Raw genomic sequence first — 23,345 nt, forward strand, 5'->3', positions numbered from 1 at the left:
TTCACCCGGCCTGCTAAGGCGGACCCTTTACTGCGCGTAACGGCGCAGCACGAGCGATGCATTCGTGCCGCCGAATCCGAACGAGTTGGACAGGGCCACATTGATTTCTCGCTCACGCGCCTTGTGCGGAACAAGATCGATCGCCGTCTCGCGTTCGGGATTGTCGAGATTGAGCGTCGGCGGCGCGATGTTGTCCCGAATGGCGAGCGTGGCGAAGATCGCCTCGATCGCGCCGGCTGCACCGAGAAGGTGTCCCGTCGCCGACTTGGTCGAAGACATGGAGATCTTCGACGCCGCGTTACCGACCAGGCGCTCGACCGCCCCGAGTTCGATCGTGTCGGCCATGGTCGAAGTACCGTGGGCGTTGATGTAATCGATGTCGGCCGGCGTCAGCCCGGCACGCTTCAGCGCCATCGCCATGCAGCGGCCGGCACCCTCGCCGTTTTCGGAAGGCGCGGTAATGTGATAGGCGTCGCCCGACAGGCCGTAACCGACGACCTCGGCGTAGATCTTGGCGCCGCGGGCCTTGGCATGCTCCAGCTCTTCGAGCACCACGATGCCGGCGCCCTCGCCCATGACGAAGCCGTCGCGATCACGGTCATAGGGGCGCGAAGCCTTCTGCGGATCGTCATTGTGCTGGGTCGACAGCGCCTTGCAGGCGGCAAATCCTGCCAGCGAAATACGGCTGACGGGAGATTCCGTGCCGCCGGCGACCATGACGTCGGCGTCACCAAGCGCGATCAGCCGCGCGGCATCGCCGATCGCATGCGCACCCGTCGAGCAGGCGGTGACGACCGAATGATTGGGTCCGCGCAGCTTGTGGCGGATCGAAACCTGGCCGGAAACGAGATTGATCAGGCGGCCGGGAATGAAGAAGGGGGAGATGCGGCGCGGGCCCTTATCGCGCAGGGTGTAACCCGCTTCGACGATGCCTTCGATGCCGCCGATGCCGGAGCCGATCAACACGCCGGTGGCAATCTGATCCTCATCGGTCTCGGGATGCCAGCCGGCATCGGTAAGCGCCATATCGGCGGCGGCCATGCCGAAGATGATGAAGGGATCGACCTTGCGCTGCTCCTTCGGCTCCATCCACTGATCGGCATTGAAGGTGCCGTCGGTACCGTCACCGATCGGAATACGGCAAGCGATCTTGGCGGGAAGGTCGTCGACTTCGAATTCGGTAACCAGACGAGCGCCGTTCTGGCCGGCAAGCAGCCGCGACCACGTCACCTCAGTTCCGCATCCCAAGGGTGATACCATGCCGGTACCGGTGATGACGACACGTCTCATCGCGTGCTTTCCCCCGTCTCTTATGTTCTATGGAGAAATATGCCGAAAAGAAAAGGGCGGACTCCAGGCCCGCCCTTTCTCAAATATACAGGATCAGGCCTGGGCCTTCTCAATAAACTTCACTGCATCACCGACCGTCAGGATCGAGTCGGCAGCGTCGTCAGGAATTTCGACGCCGAATTCTTCTTCGAATGCCATGACAAGTTCGACCGTGTCGAGCGAGTCAGCGCCCAGATCGTCGATAAAGCTGGCGCTCTCGACGACCTTGTCGGCATCGACGCCAAGATGATCAATAACAATTTTCTTTACGCGTTCTGCGATATCGCTCATGTCGGTTTCCTCGACCTTATGTCCTGATCGGAATGCCGTTGCGGCACCCCTACCCTGTTTCAGCCTGCGATGTTTTCAGACATCCTCGGCAAACTCGTTTACCCGGCTTCAGAGATGTCCCAGGCTTGCGAAAAGCCCGCCGGTTCGTCTGCTTTCTCGGGACGACTGTTGACAGTCATTGGCCCGCTTAACATGGTTTAAGTCTGCCGCAAAGCCAGAAAATCAACGCTTCGTGATTGCTCAACATGCTATTGCGGGAAATATCCCCATGCCAACAGTTTGTCGTTTCAGATCATCGCCATGCCGCCGTTTACGTGCAGCGTCTGGCCGGTCATGTAGGCGGCTTCAGAGGATGCAAGGTAAGCAACAGCCGAAGCGACCTCGCCGCCCGTGCCCATGCGCCTCATCGGGATAGCCCCCATGATCGCTTCCTTCTGCTTGTCGTTCAGCTTGCCGGTCATGGCGCTTTCGATGAAGCCGGGCGCGACGCAGTTGACCGTCACGTTACGGGTGGCGATTTCCTGCGCCAAGGACTTGGTGAAGCCGATCATGCCGGCCTTGGAGGCGCAGTAATTGGCCTGGCCCGGATTGCCGGTGACGCCGACGACGGAGGTGATGTTGATGATACGGCCATAGCGGCGGCGCATCATCGGATGCGTCAACTCGCGCGTCAGGCGGAAGGTCGCCGTCAGATTGACCTCGAGGACCGCATCCCAATCCTCGTCGCTCATGCGCACGAACAAGCCGTCCTTGGTGATGCCGGCATTGTTGACGAGGATATCGACACCTTCGAGATCGGCCTCCGCCTTCTGGCCGAGCGCCTTCACCTCGTCGCGGTCCGACAGGTTGGCCGGGAAGATCTTGACGCGCTCGCCGAGCTCGGCCGCCAGCGCTTCCAGCTTCTCGACGCGGGTGCCGTGCAGACCGACGATGGCGCCCTGCTTATGAAGAAGGCGGGCGATTTCCTCGCCGATACCGCCCGATGCGCCGGTGACGAGAGCCTTGCGGCCGGAAAGATCGAACATGGAAAGGTTCCTTATATCTGGAGATATCAATCAGGCCATGAGGGCGGCGACGGCCGCTTCGATATCCGCCGGTCCGCTGACGGAGATGCCATTAACTGTTTTGTCGATGCGGCGGGCAAGACCGGTCAGCACTTTGCCGGAACCGAGCTCGTAAAGCGTCGTTACGCCATTTGCGGCAAACCATTCCACCGTCTCGCGCCAGCGGACCTGACCGGTCACCTGCTCGACCAGGAGGCTGGCGATCTCGTCGGCGCCGGTCACCGGGGCGGCGCGGACATTGGCGATCAGAGGCACGACGGGATCGGACTTGGCGACCGTTGCCAGCGCCGCGTGCATGGCCTCGGCCGCAGGCGCCATCAGCTTGGAATGGAAGGGAGCGGAGACCGGCAGCAGAATGGCGCGCTTGGCGCCCTTGTCGGTCGCAAGGCCGGCGGCCTTTTCGACGGCTGGCTTCTCGCCTGAGATGACGATCTGGCCGCCGCCATTGTCGTTGGCGATCTGGCAGGCGCCGATGGCGGCCGCCTCCTCGCAGACGGCAACGACATCGGCCTGTTCGAGGCCGATGATCGCGGCCATGGCGCCGACGCCGACGGGAACGGCCGCCTGCATGGCATTGCCGCGAATACGCAGCAGCCGCGCCGTATCGGCGAGCGAAAAAGTGCCGGCGGCGCAGAGCGCCGAATATTCGCCGAGCGAGTGGCCGGCGACGTAGGCGACCTTCGACTGCAGATCCAGCCCCTCGGCCTGCAGAACACGGATGACGGCGATCGATACCGCCATCAGCGCCGGCTGGGCGTTCGCCGTCAGGGTCAACGTGTCCTCGGGACCATTGAACATGACGTCGGAAAGCTTTTCACCAAGCGCCTCGTCAACCTCTTCGAAAACGGCACGGGCTTCGGCGAAATTCTCGGCGAGATCCTTGCCCATGCCGACGGCCTGGCTGCCTTGGCCGGGAAAAGTGAAAGCGATGGTCATGTTCATGTCCCTGACTGTGCCCCTCAAGGCTGTTTTGCCTCCAATTGACATTCTTTCCGGCAGAGTCAAGTGGCGCTCCATTCTCCGCAAAGCCTTTCGCGCCCGCGCAAAAGCCCGGATTTTGCTCTTGCGCTCCGTCAAATCCAGCCTAGATTTGCCCAGACCCTTCCTAGGCTCCCCTCTCTCTCCCAAGGTTTTTCCATGAAGTACAATTCCCTAGGCCGAACCGACATTTCCGTTTCAGAAATCTGCCTCGGCACCATGACCTGGGGCTCGCAGAACAGCGAAGCCGACGCTCATGCGCAGATGGACTACGCCGTCGAGAAGGGCGTCAATTTCTTCGATACCGCCGAACTCTACCCGACCACGCCGGTTTCGCCCGAAACACAGGGCTGGACCGAAGACTATATCGGCAGTTGGTTCAGCAAATCGGGCAAGCGTCGAGATATCGTGCTTGCGACCAAGGTCGCCGGCCGCGGCCGGGATTATCTGCGCGGCGGCGAAGGCGCGGATGCAAAGAACATCCGCCTGGCGCTCGAGGCCAGCCTGAAACGGCTGAGGACCGATTATGTGGACCTCTACCAGGTGCATTGGCCGAACCGCGGCCACTTCCACTTCCGTCAGAACTGGAGCTACAACCCCTTCACCCAGGATCGCGACAAGGCCGTCGCCAATATGCTCGAGATCCTGGAAACACTGGGCGCGCTGGTGAACGAAGGCAAGATCCGCGCGATCGGCCTTTCCAACGAAACCACCTGGGGCATCCAGAAATATCTGACGCTGTCAGAACAGAAGGGCCTGCCGCGCGTCGCCAGCGTCCAGAACGAGTACAATCTGCTCTACCGCCAATTCGACCTCGATCTCGCCGAACTCTCGCATCACGAGGATGTCGGGCTGCTTGCCTATTCGCCGCTCGCCGGCGGCATATTGACCGGCAAATATGTCGATGGTCTGAGGCCGAAGGGTTCGCGCGCGTCGATCAATCCCGATATCGGCGGCCGGTTGCAGCCGCTGCAGGAGCCGGCGACCAAGGCCTATCTGGCGCTCGCAGCCCGGTACGGCCTCAACCCGGCCGTCATGGCGCTCGCCTTCTGCCGATCGAGGCCCTTCATGACGTCGGTCATCATCGGCGCGACGTCGATGGAGCAGCTGAAACTCGATATCGGCGCGGCCGACCTGACACTTTCGGATGATATCCTGGCGGAGATCGCCAAGGTGCACCGGCAGTATCCGCTGACGCTCTGATCTATCCTCGCATTGCCCCGACGCTGCGGGTCGGCAGCGTCGGGTTCGAATCTCCGATTGCGCTTGCGTTTCGCGCAAAAATCCGTATAAGCCGCGCTGTTCGTTAACCCGGTCTTCTGGCTGGTGGCTGAACGGAGGGCCGGTTTCCTCTCGGAAATCGTTCGGAACGGAAGCGTTCCAGCCTCCCGTGTCTCCGCTCTCGACCGTCTCGGAAACGCTTTTCTTGCCTGGGTCCGCCCAATCAGGAGCAGTCGTTGAGGCTTAGCCGCCGAATATCGGGTTGAACCAAACGCAAGAAAGGCAAAGCTGTCATGGCTCTTTATGAACATGTATTCCTTGCCCGGCAGGATATTTCCGCTCAGCAGGTCGATGCCCTCGTAGAACAGTACAAGGGTGTGATCGAAGCTAACGGCGGCAAGGTCGGGCGCATCGAAAACTGGGGCCTCAAGTCCCTCACCTATCGCATCAAGAAGAACCGCAAGGCGCATTATGCCCTGATGGACATCGATGCCCCGGCCGCCGCGATCCAGGAAATGGAACGCCAGATGCGCATCAGCGAAGACGTTCTTCGCTACATGACCATCGCCGTCGAAAAGCACGAAGAAGGCCCGTCTGCCATGCTGCAGAAGCGCGACCGCGACGACCGCGGCCCGCGTGAAGGTGGCGATCGTGGCCCGCGTCGCGAATTCGGCGACCGTCCGCCGCGCCGTGACGGCGATTTCCAGCGTGGCCCGCGTCCGGACCGCGCTCCCCGCGAAGACCGTGCATAAGGAGATATAAGAATGTCTGAAGCTTCCTCCGCACCGGTCCGTCGTCCGTTCCATCGCCGCCGCAAGACCTGCCCGTTCTCCGGCGCAAACGCACCGCGGATCGACTACAAGGACGTACGCCTGCTGCAGCGCTACATTTCCGAGCGCGGCAAGATCGTTCCGTCCCGCATCACAGCCGTTTCCCAGAAGAAGCAGCGCGAACTCGCCCAGGCGATCAAGCGCGCCCGTTTCCTCGGCCTGCTGCCCTACGTCGTCGCTTAATCGGCCGATGTGACCAGATTTAGGGGAAGGCATTCGTGCCTTCCCTTCTCCCTTTCGCGATGGGCGCGGATCGGAATTCTCAAAACCCATGTTGAGACGTTTCTGAATTCGATTCAGCAACAGCCTCTAACTGCTTGATGAAGCAGGACAGCGACCTTGAAACGACCGGATCTTAAAACGCTGCTGATCGGCGCACTCGCCGGATTGACCGCCGCCCTGCTGGTGCTGGGCGCGAGCATGCAGCCGTCGTTTTTCAGCGCGCTCCTCTACACGGCCTCGGCACTGCCGATCCTGATCGTCGGACTTGGCTGGGGCAATGCCGCCGCGATTTCGGCCGTCGTCACGGGAGCGGCGCTTGGTGCGGTCCTCATCTCCCCGTCTTTCGCGCTTATCATGACGCTGGTGACGCTGCTGCCGGCCGGCTGGCTCAGCCATCTTGCCAATCTCGCGCGTCCCGCCTCCGAACTCGGCGGTCCCGACCATCTGCTTGCCTGGTATCCGCTCTCCGATATCCTGCTGCATCTCTGCGGGCTGGTGACGCTTGCCGTCATCGTCATCGGCGTGATGATCGGCTATGGACCTGATATCACCGACCCGATCGTCGATCTGCTGATCACCTCGGTCAAGCAGCAGCAGCCGGAATTCATGCCCGATCCGGCGGCAACCGCGCAGACCAAATCGCTGATCCTGCTGATGCTACCGGCCGTGCAGGGCGGCATGTGGGTCAGCATGCTGTTTGCCGCTTATTATTTCGCCGTGCGCATCGTCGCCGCATCCGGCCGGGGCCTTCGGCCGCGCGAGGATATTCCTTCGTCGCTGCGGATGAACCGCAATTCGATCTTTATCTTCCTGGCCGGGCTTGCTGCCTGCTTCTTCGGCGGCGTTCCGGCACTCGTCGGCGCCACCGTTATCGGCACCTTCGGCGCCGGTTTCATGCTCTCCGGCTTCGCCTCGCTGCATTTCCGCACTCGCGGCAAGGACTGGCGCATACCGGCCCTCATCCTTGGCTACCTGGCTTCGCTGCTCATGCTGCTGCCAGCGCTCCTCATCCTCGTCCTGGGTCTCAGCGATACGCGCAAGGCGATCGCGCTCACCCCGGCGAAAGATGCCGATACCTCCAAACAATCCGACACGAAAATCTGAGACACCAGAAAGGAACAAGAAAATGGAAGTCATCCTTCTCGAACGCATCTCCAAGCTCGGCCAGATGGGCGAAACCGTAAAGGTTCGCGACGGCTTTGCCCGCAACTACCTGCTGCCGCTCGGCAAGGCGCTGCGCGCCAACGCCGCCAACAAGACCCGCTTCGAAGCCGAGCGCGCGACGCTCGAAGCCCGCAACCTCGAGCGCAAGTCGGAAGCCCAGAAGGTCGCCGACGTCCTCGACGGCAAGTCCTTCATCGTCGTGCGCTCCGCCGGCGAAACCGGCCAGCTCTACGGCTCGGTCGCTGCCCGTGACGTCGTCGAGATCCTCGCCGCCGAAGGTTTCAACATCGGCCGCAACCAGGTTCATCTCAACACGCCGATCAAGGCGATCGGCCTGCACAAGGTCGAACTGCAGCTGCATGCCGAAGTCGAAATCAGCGTCGAGCTGAACGTTGCCCGTTCTGCCGAAGAGGCAGAGCGTCAGGCCAAGGGCGAAGAGCTCACTTCGGTCGACGCGATTTACGGTGTCGACGAAGACGCACTGCGTCCGGAAGATTTCTTCGATCCGGAAGCTGACGGCCTCGACGAAGACGAAGCATAATTCTCGACGGAAATTCCGTGAGAGGGAGAGCCCGGCCACCGCGCCGGGCTTTTTCTTTTCCGTACGTTCCGGGTTCGCGGAGCCGTTGGTCGCTTTTTAGCGGGGGATTACCCGGATGTTTTTGCTGCGTGCCCGATGTCATCGGGCTAACATATCCTTCTCCGGAACGGATGAGCTGAGTCGGCTCCGTCCCGTGTCCCGCGGGTGACACTGCCAGTATTTCTGAATTGTGGCTCCCGGGACTGTGGAGAAGTCGAACAATGGGCACAGCGTTCAGGATTTAGGCGAGACGAGCCCCGCTCCTTTCGCAGCCCCTTGATTTTCTCCATCCGGAATTGCAAATCCGGAATTGGAAAAAGACAGAACGGATGATGATGAACGACGCCGCTCGAAAGATTGCAGCCGTTGCTCCGTCGGAGCAGCATTACCGCGAAGCACCCAACAATATCGAAGCCGAGCAGGCGCTTCTCGGCGCCATTCTAATGAACAACGACGCCTATTACCGGGTGTCGGATTTCCTGAAGCCGATCCATCTCTACGAACCGCTGCACCGGAAGATCTTCGAGGTCGCCGGCGACATCATCCGCATGGGCAAGATCGCCAATCCGGTAACGATCAAGACCTTCCTGAAGGCCGACGAGAAAGTCGGCGACATGACGGTTTCGCAATATCTGGCGAGCCTTGTCAGCAATGCCGTCACCGTCATCAATGCCGAGGATTATGGCCGGGCGATCTATGATCTCGCGCTGCGCCGGGCGCTGATCACCATCGGCGAGGATGTCGTCAACATCGCCTATGACGCGCCGCTCGATATGCCGCCGCAGTCGCAGATCGAGGATACCGAACGCCGGCTGTTCGAGCTCGCCGAAAACGGCCGTTACGATGGCGGCTTCCAGTCCTTCAACGACGCCGTGGCGCTGGCGATCGACATGGCCGCCGTCGCCAAGGAACGCGACGGCGGCCTTTCCGGCATTTCCACCGGCATCCATTCGCTGGATTCGAAGATGGGCGGCCTGCAGCGTTCGGACTTGATCATCCTCGCCGGACGCCCCGGCATGGGCAAGACCTCGCTTGCCACGAACATCGCCTACAATATCGCCGCCGCCTACGAAGGCGAGGTCCAGTCGGACGGCAGCATGAAGGCGAAAAACGGCGGCGTCGTCGGCTTTTATTCACTCGAAATGTCGTCGGAACAGCTCGCCACCCGTATCATCTCCGAGCAGACGGAAGTCTCCTCCTCGAAGATCCGCCGCGGCGACATCAACGATGCCGATTTCGAAAAGCTCGTCGCCTGCTCGATGATGATGCAGAAAGTGCCGCTCTATATCGACCAGACCGGCGGCATCTCGATCGCCCAGCTTTCAGCGCGGGCGCGCCGCCTCAAGCGCCAGCGCGGCCTCGATGTGCTTGTGGTCGACTACGTGCAGCTGATGACCGGCTCGGGCAAGTCAAGCGACAACCGCGTCCAGGAAATCACCCAGATCACTACCGGCCTCAAGGCGCTCGGCAAGGAGCTCAACGTTCCGATCATCGCGCTGTCGCAGCTGTCGCGTCAGGTCGAAAGCCGCGACGACAAGCGCCCGCAGCTCTCCGACCTTCGTGAATCCGGCTCGATCGAGCAGGATGCCGACGTCGTGCTCTTCGTGTTCCGCGAGGAATATTACGTCAAGAACCAGGAGCCGCGCGATCCTCACGATCCCAAATATCCGGAATGGGAAGCACTGTTCGACAAGGTGAAGGGCACGGCTGACGTGATCATCGCCAAGCAGCGTCACGGACCGACAGGCACGGTGAAGCTAGCCTTCCAGGCGGAATTCACGCGCTTCGCCGACCTCGCAGATCCTTCCTTCATCCAATACGAGGAACATTGACGCGGTTTCCCGCGTCGATTTTCTTCAGAGCCCTGCAGCCCGCAACAGCGCAACCGTTGCGACGCCGACCACGACGCTTGCAAGCATCGGCAGGCGGCGCGCGGCGATTGCCGTTGCCGCGCAGGCCAGCGTCTCCGCCCAGCCGGTCGCAAAGGCGGTCGGGGCGATGACGGCCATCAGCACGGCCGGCGGAATGGCTTCGATCGCCGTTCTCCGGCGCTCATCGATCTCGACATGCCGGATCAGAACGAGACCGCTGACGCGGGTGAAGACGGTTGCGGCAGCCATCGCGAGGATGGCGATAAGGATATCGAAATCCAGCGTCATGCCGCCTGCTCCCGCGCCCTGCCCTGCCAGAGGGCCATTGCCAGCCCAGCCAGCGCACCGGCGGCGATATACCAGACCCCCGGCACGAAATGGTGGGCTGCAACGGAAGCGCTACCACTGGCAGCAAGGACCGCGCCGGTTTCCGGCCCCTTCCAGAAGCCCATGACCAGCACGACGAAGACAGCCGGAAAGGCGAAGTCGAGGCCGATGACGGCAGGATTGCCGAGAAAGGCGCCGAGCAGTGCGCCTGTCAGCGACGAGCCGACCCAGGTGAGGTAAAAGGGCGTGACGATGCCGGCATACCAAGCGGGTGTCAGCCGCGTGCTGCCGGCCCGGAATTCCGCCATGGCCCAGAGCTCATCGGCGAGAAAGAGCATGGCGATATAACGTTTGACGCCGGGGAAGGACTGCATCTTCGTGCCGATCGACGCGCTCATCAGCACGTGGCGGATATTGACCAGCAGGGCCGCGAAGCCGACGCCGATCCAGCTTGCCGGATGCGCCCAGATGTCCATCGCGACGAATTGCGAACCACCCGCAAAGACAAGCGCGCTCATCAGTGTCGTTTCCAGCGGCGAAAGGCCCTTGGTGGCGGCGACCGCGCCGAAGACCAGGCCGATCGGCAAGACGGCGACGACAAGCGGAAAGATGGTGCGCATACCGGCGAGAAATTCGCCAAGACGAAATTCGCCGGATGGCCGGCTGTGCTGCAACATGGCAACCTCCTGATCAAGATCGCGGAGGAGTAGCCCAGCCCGCCACGGCCGTATTGAACGAAAGTGATCAGCCCAGGCGGAACTGGCCAGGAGTTACGCCCGTGCGCGCCTTGAAATGCCGGGTGAAATGCGCCTGATCGGCAAAACCACATTCGAGCGCGATATCGGCCGGCATGCGCCCCTGCCGCAGCAGCCGGCGGGCCACCTGCACGCGCCGATCGGTCAGGAAAGCATGGGGCGTGATGTGATATTCCTTGCGGAAGGCGCGGATGAGGTGAGCACGGCTCAAACCCGCCACTCCGGCCAATTCCTCGAGCCCGATGTCGCTATCGAAATTCTCGACCAGGTATTCGCGGGCGCGGGCGACGGCGCTTCGCTCCTGCGTATCGACAGGCACGACAATCGTCCTGCCGTGACGCGCAAAGATCGCCGCCAGAACCGAGAACATGCCTTCATCGGCCTCCAGCGCGCCCGCGCCGCTTTCGAGCGTGCGGTGGGCGGCATGAAAGGCGTTGGCAAGCTGCGGATCGCGTGGAAGAGCGCCGGAGAAGGACGGCGTTGCTTGGAAGGCCTTGCCGGTGACATCCTCCAGAATATCGACGAACAGCTTCGTGTCAGGATAGATCATGCGGTAGCGGTAGCCTTCACCGCCCGGAGCGCCGTCATGGATGACACCGGGGTCGATGAGGTAAAGGTCGCCCGGCCCGGTTTCCTCCCGCCTGCCGCTGAGGGTGGCGATCTGGGTGCCACTTTCTATCGCGCCGATGCTGAAGGTATCGTGCGCATGCGGCGCGTACTCGTGCGTGAGAAAGGTGGCGCTCAGGCACTCCATGCCGCGGAAACGGGTATCCCGCCAGAAGCGGGCCGATTCCACATTGGCCAGCGGCATGGCCTCCGCGGCCTCTTTCTGCGATACGTTGTGCATCCAATAGAATTAGCGGGGAAGCCGGCACGCGTCTTGAACAAAAGTGATCGGACGAAAGGCAAAGGGTGATATGTGACCGCCTGCGCTTTTCCTTGGCCACAATGCTCTCTAGACTGGGCGACACGGCTCCTTCATTTCTTCACGGCGATTCATGACAGATTTTCCCATCCCCTTCGAAGACGACGATCTTTTCACTTCCGCAGGCCTGCGGCTGACCGTCGATCTGACAGCGCTCACGGAAAACTGGCGCGACATGGCGCGCCGCTCGGGCGCAGCGCGCGCCGCCGCCGTCGTCAAGGCGGACGCCTACGGCACGGGCATCGAGGATGCGGGCGAAGCGCTCTATCTCGCAGGCGCCCGGGATTTTTTCGTCGCGACCGTCGATGAAGGCGTGACCCTTCGCCTCTATGCGCCCGAGGCGCGCATCTTCGTGCTCTCGGGCATATGGCCGGGCACGGAACGGCGGTTCTTCGACAATGATCTGGTGCCGGTGATTTCCTCCGACGAGCAGCTCGCCTTCTGGATGGCGGTGCTTGCCGATTATGGCGATTATCCCTGCGCGCTGCATGTCGATACTGGCTTCAATCGGCTGGGGCTGCACATCGATGACGCCATCGCCCTTGCCGACGACGTCTCGCGGCCGGCGAGCTTCGCGCCGGTGCTGGTCATGAGCCACCTCGCCTGCGGCGACGATCCCAGCCATGCCATGAACCGGCAGCAACTCGAATCATTCCGCAGGGTTAGTGCCGCCTATGAAGGCATCGATGCAAGTCTTGCCGCCTCGGCCGGCATCTTTCTCGGCGAGGATTATCATTTCGACCTGACGCGTCCCGGCATCTCGCTCTATGGCGGCGAGGCAGTCAGCGGCATGGCGAACCCGATGCGGCCGGTCGCCACCGCGGAAGCACGCATCATCCAGGTGCGAACCGTCGGGGCCGGCGAGACCGTCAGCTACGGGCGGGCACTGCAGCTTCGCCGCGACAGCCGGCTGGCGATCGTCTCCGCCGGCTACGCCGACGGTTATATGCGCAGCCAATCAAGCGGCGGCGTGCCTCTGCGCCAGGCTGTGCCGCAAGGCGGACAAGGCTTCATCGCCGGACACAAGGTGCCGGTTGCCGGCCGGATCACCATGGACCTGACGATCTTCGATGTCACCGACCTGCCCGAGAACGCCGTGCGCGCCGGCGATTATGTCGAGCTGTTCGGAAAGAACATGCCTCTCGACGAGGTGGCGCGGGCGGCGGGCACGATCGGCTACGAGATCCTCACCAGCATGGGGCTGCGCCACGAACGGCGCTACGTCGCCGAGGAATAGGCCTCGCTGTCATCGACTGCTTAGGGCAAGACGCACACCGAGCGCCACGAAAAGCGCGCCGAGGCTGCGATCGAGCCATCGTCCGATTTTCGCATTACGCCTGAGCGCATCGGCGAGGCGTCCTCCGAGAAGCACGAGCGGCGGTTCGATGAAGGCGGCGACGGCGATGATGAGCCCGCCATGCAGCATCAGCTGGGCCCATGCCGGCTCCGCCCCCTCGACAACGAATTGCGGCAGGAATGCAAGGAAGAATATCGCCACTTTCGGATTGAGCAGCGACACCAGTATCCCTTGCCGATAGATCCTTGCGGCCGGGACTTCCTCACCAGTGGCATTGATCAGGCCATTGTCGCCGCTGGCGCGCGGAGCTTGAATGCCCAGCCAGACGAGGTAAACGGCACCGAGCCATTTGACCGCGGAGAATGCCAAGGCAGAGGCGGCAAGCACCGCGGAAAGGCCCAATGCCGCGTTCAGAACATGCAGGCACGCGCCTGACCAGACGCCGAACAATGCGGAAAAACCGGCGCGTTTCCCTCCTCTCATCGTATGGCCGAGGATGAAGGCGATGTCTGGGCCTGGCGAGAGGTTCAGCAAAACCCGCCGACAGAAATGCAAGCCAATGCGCGAGCGAATAGTCGAACATCTTCCACCGTTCCTGATGATCAGAGGCGAAAAGCATAGGCACGGCGAAGGCTGATGGGGAAATCATTAGTTTTGATCCATCGCGATAGCCATTATCTCGAGCACGACAATGATTCGGTGAAGCATTCGATGGCTTCATTTGTGGAACGCGACTGAAAGAAAGATTGATGGCGAAGGCCAAGACACAATTCATCTGCCAGAATTGCGGCGCGGTTCATAACCGATGGGCCGGCAAATGCGACAATTGCGGCGAGTGGAACACCATCGTCGAGGAAGACCCGATGGGCGGCATCGGCGCCGGTCCCGGCAAGACGCCGAAGAAGGGCCGGCCGGTGACGCTGACGGCGCTGTCGGGCGAGATCGAGGAGGCGCCGCGCATCCATACCGCCATGTCGGAGCTCGACCGGGCGCTCGGCGGCGGGTTCGTGCGCGGTTCGGCTGTACTGATCGGCGGCGATCCCGGCATTGGCAAATCGACGCTGCTGATGCAGGCGGCCGCCGCCCTCGCCCGGCGCGGCCACAAGATCATCTACGTCTCCGGCGAGGAGGCGGTGGCGCAGGTCCGGCTGCGAGCGCAACGTCTTGCCGCAGCCGATACCGACGTGATGCTGGCGGCCGAAACCAATGTCGAGGATATTCTGGCGACGCTTGCCGAGGGCAAACGCCCGGATCTCGTCATCATCGATTCGATCCAGACGCTGTGGAGCGAGCTTGCCGACTCCGCACCTGGAACGGTGACGCAGGTGCGCACCGGCGTTCAGTCGATGATCCGTTTCGCCAAACAGACGGGAGCCGCCATGGTGCTCGTCGGGCATGTGACCAAGGACGGCCAGATCGCAGGTCCGCGCGTCGTCGAGCACATGGTCGATGCCGTGCTCTATTTCGAAGGCGACCGCGGCCATCACTACCGCATCCTGCGCACGGTCAAAAACCGCTTCGGCCCGACCGACGAGATCGGCGTCTTCGAAATGTCCGACAAAGGACTGCGCGAGGTCGCCAACCCCTCCGAGCTCTTCCTCGGCGAACGCAACGAAAAATCACCTGGCGCTGCGGTCTTTGCCGGCATGGAGGGGACGCGGCCCGTGCTCGTCGAGGTGCAGGCGCTGGTGGCGCCGACCTCGCTCGGCACGCCGCGGCGGGCCGTGGTCGGATGGGATTCGGCCCGGTTGTCGATGATCCTGGCGGTGCTGGAGGCCCATTGCGGCGTCAGGCTCGGCCAGCACGACGTTTATCTCAATATCGCCGGCGGCTACCGCATCTCCGAACCGGCGGCCGATCTCGCCGTCGCCTCGGCGCTGGTTTCCTCGCTCGCCGGTATTGCCCTTCCCGCCGATTGCGTCTATTTCGGCGAAGTCAGCCTGTCGGGCGCCATCCGGCCGGTTGCGCACACCTCCCAGCGCCTCAAGGAAGCCGAGAAGCTGGGCTTTTCCGCTGCGCTGCTTCCTTCCGCCTCCGCCGAGCTGCCGAAGGGTTCCGGCGGGCGATGGAGCGAGGTCGAAAGCCTGCCGGATCTGGTGGCGCGCATCGCCGGTTCGAAGGGGGCGCTGCGTGTGGAAGACGAGGTTTGATCCTTTCATTGCCGGGAATGGTGATGATATAGGAGGCACACGACAAGGCGCGACTCGGCCGCCGAGCGGCAGTCCTGGAGTTGAATTTACATGCCCATTACGATTTTCGACGGTATTGTCATCGGCGTCGTGCTCTTCTCCGCCGTGCTGGCGATGGTCCGCGGCTTTTCCCGCGAGATCCTTTCGATCGCGAGCTGGGGCGGTTCGGCCGCCGCCGCCTACTATCTCTACCCGTACCTGCTGCCCTATGCGAAGAAATACACCGATGACGATCGCATCGCGATCGCCGGTTCGGCAGCCGTCGTCTTCCTGATCGCGCTCATCGTCATCTCCTTCATCACCATGAAGATCGCCGATTTCATCATCGACAGCCGCATCGGCGCGCTTGACCGCACCCTCGGCTTCCTGTTCGGCGCGGCCCGCGGCCTGCTGCTGATGGTCGTCGCCGTCGCCTTCTGGAACTGGCTTGTTGATGTCGACCATCGACCGGCCTGGGTCAACGAAGCCAAGTCGAAGCCCTTTCTGGATTCTATGGTCGTGAAGCTGAAGGCGGTGCTGCCGGAGCAATTCGCCCAGATGATACAGGCGAGCTTCCGTGATAAGATGCAGTCGCCGGCACAGGGCAGCGAAGGCGCCACGCCGCCGGCGGCCGATCAAGCGCCGGCGGAAGACGCGCCTGCAGGCAGCGCGCAGCAGCCGGCGAATTGACGCAGTGTTCAGCAGCTTGACTCGCCTCGCGGCAATTGCCATTTGAGCGGGACGTGAAATAAGGGTCCGGCCGGGCATTCCAGCTCCGCCGGACCTAAGCCGTTTCAGAGCCCGCTGAACGGGCTTTGAATGCAGATGTCGTTCAGCACGAAGCTATCGGAAACCTGCGAGATTTCCGGTATCGTGCTATTGGTAATGCCGATCCATTCTTGTGAGAGCAGAGGCCCGCAGAAATGAACCAGTCCCATTCCTTCCCAATCGACGATCCGCTCGACGGAGATACGCTGCATGAGGAATGCGGCGTTTTCGGAATTCTGGGACATCCCGATGCCGCAGCTCTCACGGCTCTCGGGCTGCACGCCCTGCAGCACCGCGGACAGGAGGCAGCCGGCATCGTCTCCTTCGATGGCAAGCGCTTCTATCAGGAACGCCATATGGGCCTGGTGGGAGACCACTATACCAATCCAATGACCCTGGCCCGCCTGCCCGGCAGCATAGCGATCGGCCACACACGCTACTCCACGACAGGCGAAGTAGCGATGCGCAACGTGCAGCCGCTGTTTGCCGAACTGGAAGAAGGCGGCATCGCCGTCGCCCATAACGGCAATTTCACCAATGGCCTGACGCTGCGCCGCCAGATTATCGCCACCGGCGCCATCTGTCAGTCGACCTCCGATACCGAGGTCGTCCTGCATCTCATCGCCCGGTCGCGCCATGCTTCGACATCCGACCGGTTCATCGACGCCATCCGCCAGATGGAAGGCGGCTATTCGATGCTTGCCATGACCCGCACCAAGCTGATTGCCGCACGCGACCCCACCGGCATCCGTCCGCTTGTCATGGGCGAACTCGACGGCAAGCCGATCTTCTGCTCGGAAACCTGCGCGCTGGACATCATCGGCGCCAAGTTCATCCGCGACGTGGAAAACGGCGAGGTCATCATCTGCGAAATCCAGGCTGACGGCTCGATCAGCGTCGATGCCCGCAAGCCCAGCAAGCCGCAGCCGGAGCGTCTCTGCCTGTTCGAATATGTCTATTTCGCCCGTCCGGATTCGGTCGTCGGCGGCCGCAACGTCTATACGACGCGCAAGAACATGGGCATGAACCTCGCCAAGGAATCGCCTGTCGATGCCGATGTCGTCGTGCCGGTGCCGGATGGCGGCACGCCCGCGGCTCTCGGCTATGCGCAGGAAAGCGGCATCCCGTTCGAATACGGCATCATCCGCAACCATTATGTCGGCCGTACCTTCATCGAGCCGACGCAGCAGATCCGCGCCTTCGGCGTCAAGCTGAAGCATTCCGCCAACCGGGCGATGATCGAAGGCAAGCGCGTGGTGCTGGTCGATGATTCCATCGTGCGCGGTACGACGTCGCTGAAGATCGTACAGATGATCCGCGAGGCCGGTGCGCGCGAAGTCCATATCCGCGTCGCAAGTCCGATGATCTTTTTCCCGGATTTCTACGGAATCGATACGCCCGACGCCGACAAGCTGCTCGCCAACCAATATGCCGACGTCGAAGCCATGGCCAAATATATCGGCGCGGATTCGCTTGCCTTCCTGTCGATCAACGGACTTTACCGCGCCGTCGGCGGCGAGGACCGCAACCCGGCCCGCCCGCAGTTCACCGACCACTACTTCACCGGCGACTATCCAACCCGGCTGCTCGACAAGAACGGCGAATCCATGGGCAACAAGCTTTCGATGCTTGCCAGCAACGGCTGAGCCGCTGCCGCTTTGACTTTCGCTTCCGAGGGGCCTATTGCGCCCCTCACCTTCGCAAGCAAATCCGGAACCGGACAGATGAACATCAATCTTGAGGGCAGGATCGCACTCGTCACTGGTGCGTCGCGCGGCATCGGCTACTTCACGGCCCTGGAACTTGCCAAAGCCGGCGCCCATGTGATCGCCTGCGCACGCACGGTCGGCGGGCTCGAGGATCTCGACGATGCGATCAAAGCCATCGGCGGCAGCGCGACCCTCGTGCCCTTCGACCTTGCCGATATGAATGCGATCGATGCGCTCGGCGGATCGATCTTCGAGCGCTGGGGCAAGCTCGATATCCTCGTCGCCAATGCCGGCGTGCTCGGCGTCATTTCGCCGATCGGTCACATCGAAGCGAAGGTGTTCGAAAAGGTGATGAACATCAACGTGACGGCGACATGGCGGCTGATCCGCTCGGTCGATCCGCTGCTCGCCCGCTCGGATGCCGGCCGCGCCGTGATCCTGTCTTCAGGGGCCGCACATAAGTGCCGTCCCTTCTGGAGCGCCTATTCCGCATCAAAGGCCGCTGTCGAGGCGCTGGCGCGGACATGGGCCGGCGAGAGCCAATCGACGCCGCTGCGCATCACCAGCGTCGATCCGGGCGCCACACGCACGGCGATGCGGGCGCAGGCCGTGCCCGGCGAAGATCCGCAGAGCCTGCCGCATCCCTCCGAGGTCGCCAAGGCGATCTTGCCGCTGCTCGGCCCCGGCGTGACTGAGACCGGCAAGTTGTTCATCGTGCGCGAGAACAAGCTCGTCGACTACCGCCTGCCGGAATAAACGGACGCTTCAGTTCGCGGCAACGGCCGGGAACAGATGTGCGAAACCCGTTTCGGCGGGGCATAAGACATTGAGGTCCACCGGTCCCCGGATGCCGTCCAGGGTGCCGTTATCGGCAAATTGCCAGATCGACCAACGACCGCAGCCTTCCTGCGTCGGCTCCTGGAACACGCTTCGCAGCCAAACATAATGCTCGGGGAAGCGAGCCTCATTGCCCTTCAGATATTGATCGAAAAATTCCTGCGTGACGTAGAAGATCGGCTTTTCCGGAAAGATCGCTTTCAGTTCGGTGACGAAGGCATTCACCTCCGTCACCATTTCTTCGACCGTCGGGACCTTGTTGCAATTGCCGACGAATTCCAGATCGATGGCGATCGGCAGGGTTCGCGGCGCCTTCGGCACGGTCGCCAGGACATTCTGCGCCTGATCCTTGCCCGGGCGGCAGAAGGTGAAGAAATGGTAGGCGCCCCTCACCACCCCAGCATCTCCGGCACGCTGCCAGTTCTCGGCAAATTTGGAATCCTTGTGATCGCCGCCTTCGGTCGCCTTCATGATTGCAAAACGCACGTTCGGCTGGGCGGCCACCGTCTTCCAATCAATATCGCCCTGGTGATGGCTGACATCGATGCCTTGGATCGGATAATGCGATAAGGACGGATTGTTGAAGCGAAGCATGCCGAAATCGTATGCGAAATATGCGGCGGATGCGACCACCAGAATTGCAACCGCACCGATCGTCCATCGAACAACGCTTCCCACTCATTCCTCCCGTATTTTCAGCAGCTTCCGAAGCGGCTATACGCGATTTGCGCCACGAAAATGGCAGACGAGCCTCAGCGGACGCAGCGCACCGGATAAGTCGCTTCAGTTGCCGCTGATCCTTCCTTGCCCCTCTTGACCAAACGCCGTTCCCGCGCCATAAAACGCGGCATGAAAACGGTTATCTGCATTATCTGCGGAAAGATTATTCGCTAGCGCACGCGCTGGCCTGGCCGTTTTCGTCTCCCCAATAGTCAAGATGCGAAACGCCCCGGCCTGCCGGTCGCGGTATTTTTCTGATCGTGCATTTGGGAGAGTGAAATGGGCCGCACGCCGGAACTGAAGCTGTACAACACGCTGACGCGGGAAAAATCGGTCTTTGCGCCGATCGACCCCGACAATGTCCGCATGTATGTCTGCGGCCCGACCGTTTATGATTTCGCCCATATCGGCAACGCCCGGCCGGTCATCGTCTTCGACGTGCTGTTCCGGCTGCTGCGCCATGCCTTTGGCGAAGATCATGTCACTTATGCCCGCAACATCACCGACGTCGACGACAAGATCAATGCGCGGGCGCTCAGAGATCATCCCGGCCTGCCGCTGAACGAAGCGATTCGCGCGGTCACCGAAAAGACCGAGACGCAGTTTCACGCCGATGTCGCCGAGCTCGGCTGCCTCGAGCCGAATGTCGAGCCGCGCGCCACCGACAATATCGCAGAGATGATCCAGATCATCGACAAGCTGATCGGCAATGGGCATGCCTATGTGGCGGCAGGCGAAGTGCTGTTCGACACCAAATCCATGGCCGATTACGGCCAGCTTTCGAAGCGGCCGCTCGACGAGCAGCAGGCCGGGGCCCGCGTCGCCGTCGATGCGCACAAGAAGAACCCCGGCGATTTCGTGCTCTGGAAGCTCTCGAGCCACAACGAACCCGGCTGGGAGAGCCCCTGGGGCCGCGGCCGGCCCGGCTGGCATATCGAATGCTCCGCGATGAGCAGGCGCTACCTCGGCGATATCTTCGACATTCACGGCGGCGGACTGGACCTGATCTTCCCGCATCATGAAAACGAGATCGCCCAGTCACGCTGCGCCCATGGGACCGAGGTGATGGCGAATGTCTGGATGCACAACGGCTTCGTACAGGTCGAGGGCCGCAAGATGTCGAAGTCCGAAGGCAATTTCGTCACCATCCACGAGCTGATGCACACGGAAACCTTTGGCGGCCGCAAATGGCCGGGCGAAGTGCTGCGTCTTGCCATGCTGATGACGCACTACCGCGAGCCGATCGATTTCTCGATCAAGCGGCTGGAGGAAGCTGAGCGCCTGCTCGCCAAATGGCCGACGGCGGAGGTCGGCGATGCGGCGCCAGATGTCAGCGTTCTGAACGCGCTGGCCGACGACCTGAATACGGTCGCCGCCGTGCAGGCGCTGCATGCGCTGGCGCAAGCCGGCAACGATGCCGTCTTCGCCGCAAGTGCGGCGCTCCTCGGGGTGCTGCCGAAGAAAGTCGAAATCGACGAAGCCTTCGCAGCAGCGGTCGATGCGCTGGTCGCCGTGCGCCTCGAAATGCTGAAGGCGAAGAATTTCGCCGAGGCAGACAAGATACGCGACGAACTTGCGGCAAAGGGCATCCAGCTGAAGGATGGCAAGGATCCGGCGACCGGCGAGCGGGTGACGACGTGGGAGGTCAAGCGGTGATCGGGGAATTCGCCGCAAACACCCCTCCCCAACCCCTCCCCACAAGGGGGAGGGGCTACGTTGCCGCGCTGCTCGAAAGTAGCCTCACCGCAATCGCAACTATTCAAGGCGGAAGCGAAGGCGGTGCCACAGGAGAGCCCTCCCCCTTGTGGGGAGGGTTGGGAGGGGTCTTCTTTTTCTCATCGGCATCGTTGCGGAAGGATCGTCCATGACCAAGACCTATACCGGCGGCTGCCAGTGCGGCGCGATCCGTTTCCGCGTCAGCGGCGAGCTCAAGGATTCGTCGATCTGTCATTGCCGCATGTGCCAGAAGGCGTTCGGCGCCTATTATGCGCCGCTGGTCTCGGTGCGCGGCGCCGATTTCGAATGGACCCGGGGGCAGCGCAAGACGTTCCGCTCCTCGAATTTCGTCCTCCGCGGTTTCTGCGGCGATTGCGGCACCCCGCTGACCTATGAGGCCCCTGACGGAATGGCGATTGCGGCGGGTGCATTCGATGATCCGTCACAGCTGCCGCCGACCATTCAATGGGGTGTGGAAGGAAAGATCGGCTTCGTCGATCATCTACACGAACTGCCGGGAGAACGGACCGAGGCGGATCTGACGGCGGGCTCCTTCCTGCACGAACTGATTTCCTATCAGCACCCCGACCACGACACGCCGGTCTGGCCGCCGGAGGATCGCACTTGATGGAAACTGCGAGACACACCGGCGGATGCCAGTGCGGCGCGGTTCGTTATCGCGCGCTGGGCGAACTCGGTTATCCCCATATCTGCCACTGCCGCATGTGCCAGAAGGCGGCCGGCAATTATTTCCTGCCGCTTGCGGCGGCCAAGCGCGAGAATTTCGAACTGACGCGCGGCGATCCCAAGTGGTTCCGCTCCTCCGATCTCGTCCGGCGCGGATTCTGCGGCGATTGCGGCACACCGCTGTTCTACGATATTCCTGAAGAGGATTTCATCAACATCGCGCTCGGCTCGCTTGATGATCCCGATGCGGTCAGGCCCGTGATGCAATCCAACACTGACCGCAAGATGTCCTGGTTCCACGCACTCGACGGACTGCCGGTGGAAGCCGAGCCAGATACGCCCGACCGCGAGAACGCGATCGCCGCAAGCAATCATCAGCACCCGGATCACGACACTTCCCATTGGCCACGGAGAATTCCATGACGGATAAGATCAGAACAGGCGGATGCCAGTGCGGCGCCGTGCGCTTCCGCATATCAGGCCAGTTGGGACGGGCCTCGATCTGCCATTGCCGCATGTGCCAGAAGCAGTTCGGCGGCTTCTTCTCCGCGCTGGTCACAGCACCGGAGGAAGGGATGGAATGGACGCGCGGCGAACCGAGCTACTTTCAATCCTCGGTCAATATCGACCGCGGCTTCTGCAGCAATTGCGGCACGCCGATGACCTATCGCCATCCAGGTGGGCTTGAGCTTGCGATCGGCACCTTCGACGACCGCAACGATCTCGCGCCGCAGATCCAGGTGAATTATGACGCCCGCCTGCCATGGGTCGAGACGATATTCGATGCGCCCGTGCACCAGGATCCGGATTTCTATGCCCGACAGGAGGCGATCATCTCCTTTCAGCATCCCGACCACGACACCCGGGCCTGGCCCGCGAAAGGCGTGAAAATATGACCGAGAGACTGCGCACGCTCTATCCCGAAATCGAAGCCTATGCCTCCGGGCATCTCGATGTCGGCGACGGCCATGTCATCTACTGGGAACGCTCGGGAACACCCGGCGCCAAACCCGCCGTCTTCCTGCATGGCGGCCCGGGCGGCGGCATCTCGCCGGCGCACCGCCGGCTTTTTGATCCCGCTCTCTACGACGTCATGCTGTTCGACCAGCGCGGCTGCGGCAAGTCGACGCCGCATGCGGAACTGAATGCCAACACGACCTGGCACCTCGTCGCCGATATCGAGCGGCTGCGCGAAATGGCCGGCGTCGACAGATGGCAGGTGTTCGGCGGCTCCTGGGGCTCGACACTGGCGCTCGCCTATGCCGAAACGCATCCGGAGCGCGTCTCCGAGCTCATCCTGCGCGGCATCTATACGCTGACCAAGGCAGAGCTCGACTGGTATTATCAGTTCGGCGTGTCGGAAATGTTCCCGGACAAGTGGGAGCGTTTCGTCGCTCCCATTCCGCCGGAAGAGCGGCATGAGATGATGCATGCCTATCATCGCCGCCTCACGCATGAGGACAGAAACGTGCGCCTTTCGGCGGCACGGGCCTGGAGCATCTGGGAAGGCGAAACGATCACGCTGCTGCCGGAGCCGTCGACCAGCGGCAAATTCGAAGAGCCGGAATTCGCCTACGCCTTCGCCCGCATCGAGAACCATTTCTTCGTCAATGCCGGCTGGATGGACGAAGGGCAGCTGATCCGGGATGCCGGCCGGCTCAAGGACATTCCGGGCGTGATCGTGCATGGTCGCTACGATATGCCCTGCCCTGCCAAATATGCCTGGCTGCTGCACAAGGCCTGGCCGAAGGCGGAGTTCCACCTGATCGAGGGCGCGGGCCATGCCTATTCGGAGCCGGCGATTCTCGATCGACTGATCCGGGCGACGGACAGGTTTGCCGGGAAGCCGGACTGATCATTGGGCAGGCAGCCCCTCACCCTAGCCC

The 23,345-nt window shown here is 62.1% G+C and carries 24 protein-coding genes and 1 pseudogene; 16 read left to right on the forward strand and 9 right to left on the reverse strand.

All coding sequences use genetic code 11. From position 1 onward, the window contains the following. Positions 1–27: 27 nt before the first annotated feature. The 4 genes from fabF to fabD form a co-directional block, all read right to left on the reverse strand. Entirely contained in the window at positions 28–1,290 is a 1,263-nt protein-coding gene (gene fabF, locus GGD53_RS02470) for a beta-ketoacyl-ACP synthase II (RefSeq protein WP_184453234.1), read from the reverse strand. A 93-nt stretch (positions 1,291–1,383) separates the two neighbouring features. Then, positions 1,384–1,620 carry an acyl carrier protein gene (locus GGD53_RS02475; RefSeq protein ID WP_003547058.1) on the reverse strand — a complete coding sequence of 79 codons (237 nt, stop codon included), beginning with the start codon at positions 1,618–1,620 and terminating at the stop codon, positions 1,384–1,386. Positions 1,621–1,907: 287 nt separating this feature from the next. Further along, positions 1,908–2,645, reverse strand: a complete 738-nt coding sequence (gene fabG / locus GGD53_RS02480) for a 3-oxoacyl-[acyl-carrier-protein] reductase (RefSeq protein WP_008522356.1) — start codon at positions 2,643–2,645, stop codon at positions 1,908–1,910. A gap of 30 nt (positions 2,646–2,675) precedes the next feature. Beyond that, entirely contained in the window at positions 2,676–3,620 is a 945-nt protein-coding gene (gene fabD / locus GGD53_RS02485; RefSeq protein ID WP_184453236.1) for an ACP S-malonyltransferase, read from the reverse strand. Positions 3,621–3,821: 201 nt separating this feature from the next. On the opposite strand from fabD, the gene GGD53_RS02490 reads away from it, so the two are divergent. The 6 genes from GGD53_RS02490 (at position 3,822) to GGD53_RS02515 (ending at position 9,511) form a co-directional block, all read left to right on the forward strand. After that, positions 3,822–4,865, forward strand: a complete 1,044-nt coding sequence (locus GGD53_RS02490) for an aldo/keto reductase (protein WP_184453238.1) — start codon at positions 3,822–3,824, stop codon at positions 4,863–4,865. Positions 4,866–5,176: 311 nt separating this feature from the next. Beyond that, a complete protein-coding gene (rpsF, locus tag GGD53_RS02495) occupies positions 5,177–5,635 on the forward strand; it encodes a 30S ribosomal protein S6 (RefSeq protein ID WP_004680499.1) in 459 nt (152 codons plus the stop codon). A gap of 12 nt (positions 5,636–5,647) precedes the next feature. Then, entirely contained in the window at positions 5,648–5,896 is a 249-nt protein-coding gene (gene rpsR, locus GGD53_RS02500) for a 30S ribosomal protein S18 (RefSeq protein ID WP_004680498.1), read from the forward strand. A 156-nt stretch (positions 5,897–6,052) separates the two neighbouring features. Next, a complete protein-coding gene (locus GGD53_RS02505) occupies positions 6,053–7,039 on the forward strand; it encodes a DUF2232 domain-containing protein (protein WP_184453240.1) in 987 nt (328 codons plus the stop codon). A gap of 22 nt (positions 7,040–7,061) precedes the next feature. Further along, on the forward strand, positions 7,062–7,640 hold the full coding sequence (gene rplI, locus GGD53_RS02510) for a 50S ribosomal protein L9 (RefSeq protein ID WP_184453242.1): 579 nt from the start codon (positions 7,062–7,064) through the stop codon (positions 7,638–7,640). 374 nt (positions 7,641–8,014) lie between these two features. After that, positions 8,015–9,511 carry a replicative DNA helicase gene (locus GGD53_RS02515; RefSeq protein WP_184453508.1) on the forward strand — a complete coding sequence of 499 codons (1,497 nt, stop codon included), beginning with the start codon at positions 8,015–8,017 and terminating at the stop codon, positions 9,509–9,511. A gap of 24 nt (positions 9,512–9,535) precedes the next feature. Here GGD53_RS02515 and GGD53_RS02520 read toward each other — a convergent pair whose 3' ends face one another. The 3 genes from GGD53_RS02520 to GGD53_RS02530 form a co-directional block, all read right to left on the reverse strand. Then, entirely contained in the window at positions 9,536–9,838 is a 303-nt protein-coding gene (locus GGD53_RS02520; protein ID WP_184453244.1) for an AzlD family protein, read from the reverse strand. Beyond that, positions 9,835–10,554: an AzlC family ABC transporter permease gene (locus GGD53_RS02525; protein WP_184453247.1), complete on the reverse strand. Its 720-nt coding sequence runs from the start codon at positions 10,552–10,554 to the stop codon at positions 9,835–9,837. The genes GGD53_RS02520 and GGD53_RS02525 overlap by 4 nt, the downstream gene beginning before the upstream one ends. 67 nt (positions 10,555–10,621) lie before the next feature. Beyond that, a complete protein-coding gene (locus tag GGD53_RS02530) occupies positions 10,622–11,443 on the reverse strand; it encodes an AraC family transcriptional regulator (RefSeq protein WP_184453250.1) in 822 nt (273 codons plus the stop codon). A gap of 187 nt (positions 11,444–11,630) precedes the next feature. Here GGD53_RS02530 and alr point away from each other — a divergent pair, with 187 nt between their 5' ends. Next, positions 11,631–12,794 carry an alanine racemase gene (gene alr / locus GGD53_RS02535; RefSeq protein WP_184453252.1) on the forward strand — a complete coding sequence of 388 codons (1,164 nt, stop codon included), beginning with the start codon at positions 11,631–11,633 and terminating at the stop codon, positions 12,792–12,794. A gap of 9 nt (positions 12,795–12,803) precedes the next feature. Here alr and GGD53_RS02540 read toward each other — a convergent pair. Next, positions 12,804–13,437: pseudogene (locus tag GGD53_RS02540) on the reverse strand (LysE family translocator). A gap of 166 nt (positions 13,438–13,603) precedes the next feature. Between GGD53_RS02540 and radA the strand changes: the two are divergent. From radA to GGD53_RS02560, 4 genes are all read left to right on the forward strand, one after another. Then, positions 13,604–15,004, forward strand: coding sequence for a DNA repair protein RadA (gene radA / locus GGD53_RS02545; protein WP_184453254.1), 1,401 nt, complete (start codon positions 13,604–13,606; stop codon positions 15,002–15,004). A 90-nt stretch (positions 15,005–15,094) separates the two neighbouring features. Next, positions 15,095–15,712, forward strand: a complete 618-nt coding sequence (locus tag GGD53_RS02550) for a CvpA family protein (RefSeq protein WP_184453256.1) — start codon at positions 15,095–15,097, stop codon at positions 15,710–15,712. 233 nt (positions 15,713–15,945) lie between these two features. Continuing rightward, positions 15,946–17,436, forward strand: coding sequence for an amidophosphoribosyltransferase (gene purF / locus GGD53_RS02555; RefSeq protein ID WP_184453258.1), 1,491 nt, complete (start codon positions 15,946–15,948; stop codon positions 17,434–17,436). A 78-nt stretch (positions 17,437–17,514) separates the two neighbouring features. Continuing rightward, the gene (locus tag GGD53_RS02560) at positions 17,515–18,255 is read left to right on the forward strand and encodes an SDR family NAD(P)-dependent oxidoreductase (protein ID WP_184453260.1); all 741 of its coding nucleotides are present in this window, start codon (positions 17,515–17,517) and stop codon (positions 18,253–18,255) included. A gap of 9 nt (positions 18,256–18,264) precedes the next feature. Here the strand turns inward: GGD53_RS02560 and GGD53_RS02565 are convergent, their stop codons facing one another. After that, complete coding sequence (locus GGD53_RS02565; protein WP_184453262.1) at positions 18,265–19,014, reverse strand: glycoside hydrolase family 25 protein; 750 nt, start codon at positions 19,012–19,014, stop codon at positions 18,265–18,267. A gap of 321 nt (positions 19,015–19,335) precedes the next feature. On the opposite strand from GGD53_RS02565, the gene cysS reads away from it, so the two are divergent. The 5 genes from cysS to pip all read left to right on the forward strand — a co-directional run bounded on the left by cysS (position 19,336) and on the right by pip (position 23,314). Beyond that, entirely contained in the window at positions 19,336–20,712 is a 1,377-nt protein-coding gene (gene cysS / locus GGD53_RS02570; protein ID WP_184453264.1) for a cysteine--tRNA ligase, read from the forward strand. Positions 20,713–20,920: 208 nt separating this feature from the next. Beyond that, positions 20,921–21,400, forward strand: a complete 480-nt coding sequence (locus tag GGD53_RS02575; RefSeq protein WP_184453267.1) for a GFA family protein — start codon at positions 20,921–20,923, stop codon at positions 21,398–21,400. After that, a complete protein-coding gene (locus GGD53_RS02580; protein WP_184453268.1) occupies positions 21,400–21,882 on the forward strand; it encodes a GFA family protein in 483 nt (160 codons plus the stop codon). Before GGD53_RS02575 ends, GGD53_RS02580 begins: the two co-directional genes overlap by 1 nt. Then, entirely contained in the window at positions 21,879–22,355 is a 477-nt protein-coding gene (locus GGD53_RS02585) for a GFA family protein (protein WP_184453270.1), read from the forward strand. Before GGD53_RS02580 ends, GGD53_RS02585 begins: the two co-directional genes overlap by 4 nt. Then, a complete protein-coding gene (gene pip / locus GGD53_RS02590; RefSeq protein ID WP_184453272.1) occupies positions 22,352–23,314 on the forward strand; it encodes a prolyl aminopeptidase in 963 nt (320 codons plus the stop codon). The genes GGD53_RS02585 and pip overlap by 4 nt, the downstream gene beginning before the upstream one ends. Positions 23,315–23,345: the final 31 nt, after the last annotated feature.

Source organism: Rhizobium aethiopicum, assembly GCF_014197535.1.
GTDB lineage: Bacteria > Pseudomonadota > Alphaproteobacteria > Rhizobiales > Rhizobiaceae > Rhizobium > Rhizobium aethiopicum_A.

Coding starts and splice junctions, on each gene's coding strand:
- fabF (WP_184453234.1), bottom strand. CDS start 1,290: ATGAGACGTGTCGTCATCACCGGTACCGGCATGGTATCACCCTTGGGA.
- GGD53_RS02475 (WP_003547058.1), bottom strand. CDS start 1,620: ATGAGCGATATCGCAGAACGCGTAAAGAAAATTGTTATTGATCATCTT.
- fabG (WP_008522356.1), bottom strand. CDS start 2,645: ATGTTCGATCTTTCCGGCCGCAAGGCTCTCGTCACCGGCGCATCGGGC.
- fabD (WP_184453236.1), bottom strand. CDS start 3,620: ATGACCATCGCTTTCACTTTTCCCGGCCAAGGCAGCCAGGCCGTCGGC.
- GGD53_RS02490 (WP_184453238.1), top strand. CDS start 3,822: ATGAAGTACAATTCCCTAGGCCGAACCGACATTTCCGTTTCAGAAATC.
- rpsF (WP_004680499.1), top strand. CDS start 5,177: ATGGCTCTTTATGAACATGTATTCCTTGCCCGGCAGGATATTTCCGCT.
- rpsR (WP_004680498.1), top strand. CDS start 5,648: ATGTCTGAAGCTTCCTCCGCACCGGTCCGTCGTCCGTTCCATCGCCGC.
- rplI (WP_184453242.1), top strand. CDS start 7,062: ATGGAAGTCATCCTTCTCGAACGCATCTCCAAGCTCGGCCAGATGGGC.
- GGD53_RS02515 (WP_184453508.1), top strand. CDS start 8,015: ATGAACGACGCCGCTCGAAAGATTGCAGCCGTTGCTCCGTCGGAGCAG.
- GGD53_RS02520 (WP_184453244.1), bottom strand. CDS start 9,838: ATGACGCTGGATTTCGATATCCTTATCGCCATCCTCGCGATGGCTGCC.
- GGD53_RS02525 (WP_184453247.1), bottom strand. CDS start 10,554: ATGTTGCAGCACAGCCGGCCATCCGGCGAATTTCGTCTTGGCGAATTT.
- GGD53_RS02530 (WP_184453250.1), bottom strand. CDS start 11,443: ATGCCGCTGGCCAATGTGGAATCGGCCCGCTTCTGGCGGGATACCCGT.
- alr (WP_184453252.1), top strand. CDS start 11,631: ATGACAGATTTTCCCATCCCCTTCGAAGACGACGATCTTTTCACTTCC.
- radA (WP_184453254.1), top strand. CDS start 13,604: ATGGCGAAGGCCAAGACACAATTCATCTGCCAGAATTGCGGCGCGGTT.
- GGD53_RS02550 (WP_184453256.1), top strand. CDS start 15,095: ATGCCCATTACGATTTTCGACGGTATTGTCATCGGCGTCGTGCTCTTC.
- purF (WP_184453258.1), top strand. CDS start 15,946: ATGAACCAGTCCCATTCCTTCCCAATCGACGATCCGCTCGACGGAGAT.
- GGD53_RS02560 (WP_184453260.1), top strand. CDS start 17,515: ATGAACATCAATCTTGAGGGCAGGATCGCACTCGTCACTGGTGCGTCG.
- cysS (WP_184453264.1), top strand. CDS start 19,336: ATGGGCCGCACGCCGGAACTGAAGCTGTACAACACGCTGACGCGGGAA.
- GGD53_RS02575 (WP_184453267.1), top strand. CDS start 20,921: ATGACCAAGACCTATACCGGCGGCTGCCAGTGCGGCGCGATCCGTTTC.
- GGD53_RS02580 (WP_184453268.1), top strand. CDS start 21,400: ATGGAAACTGCGAGACACACCGGCGGATGCCAGTGCGGCGCGGTTCGT.
- GGD53_RS02585 (WP_184453270.1), top strand. CDS start 21,879: ATGACGGATAAGATCAGAACAGGCGGATGCCAGTGCGGCGCCGTGCGC.
- pip (WP_184453272.1), top strand. CDS start 22,352: ATGACCGAGAGACTGCGCACGCTCTATCCCGAAATCGAAGCCTATGCC.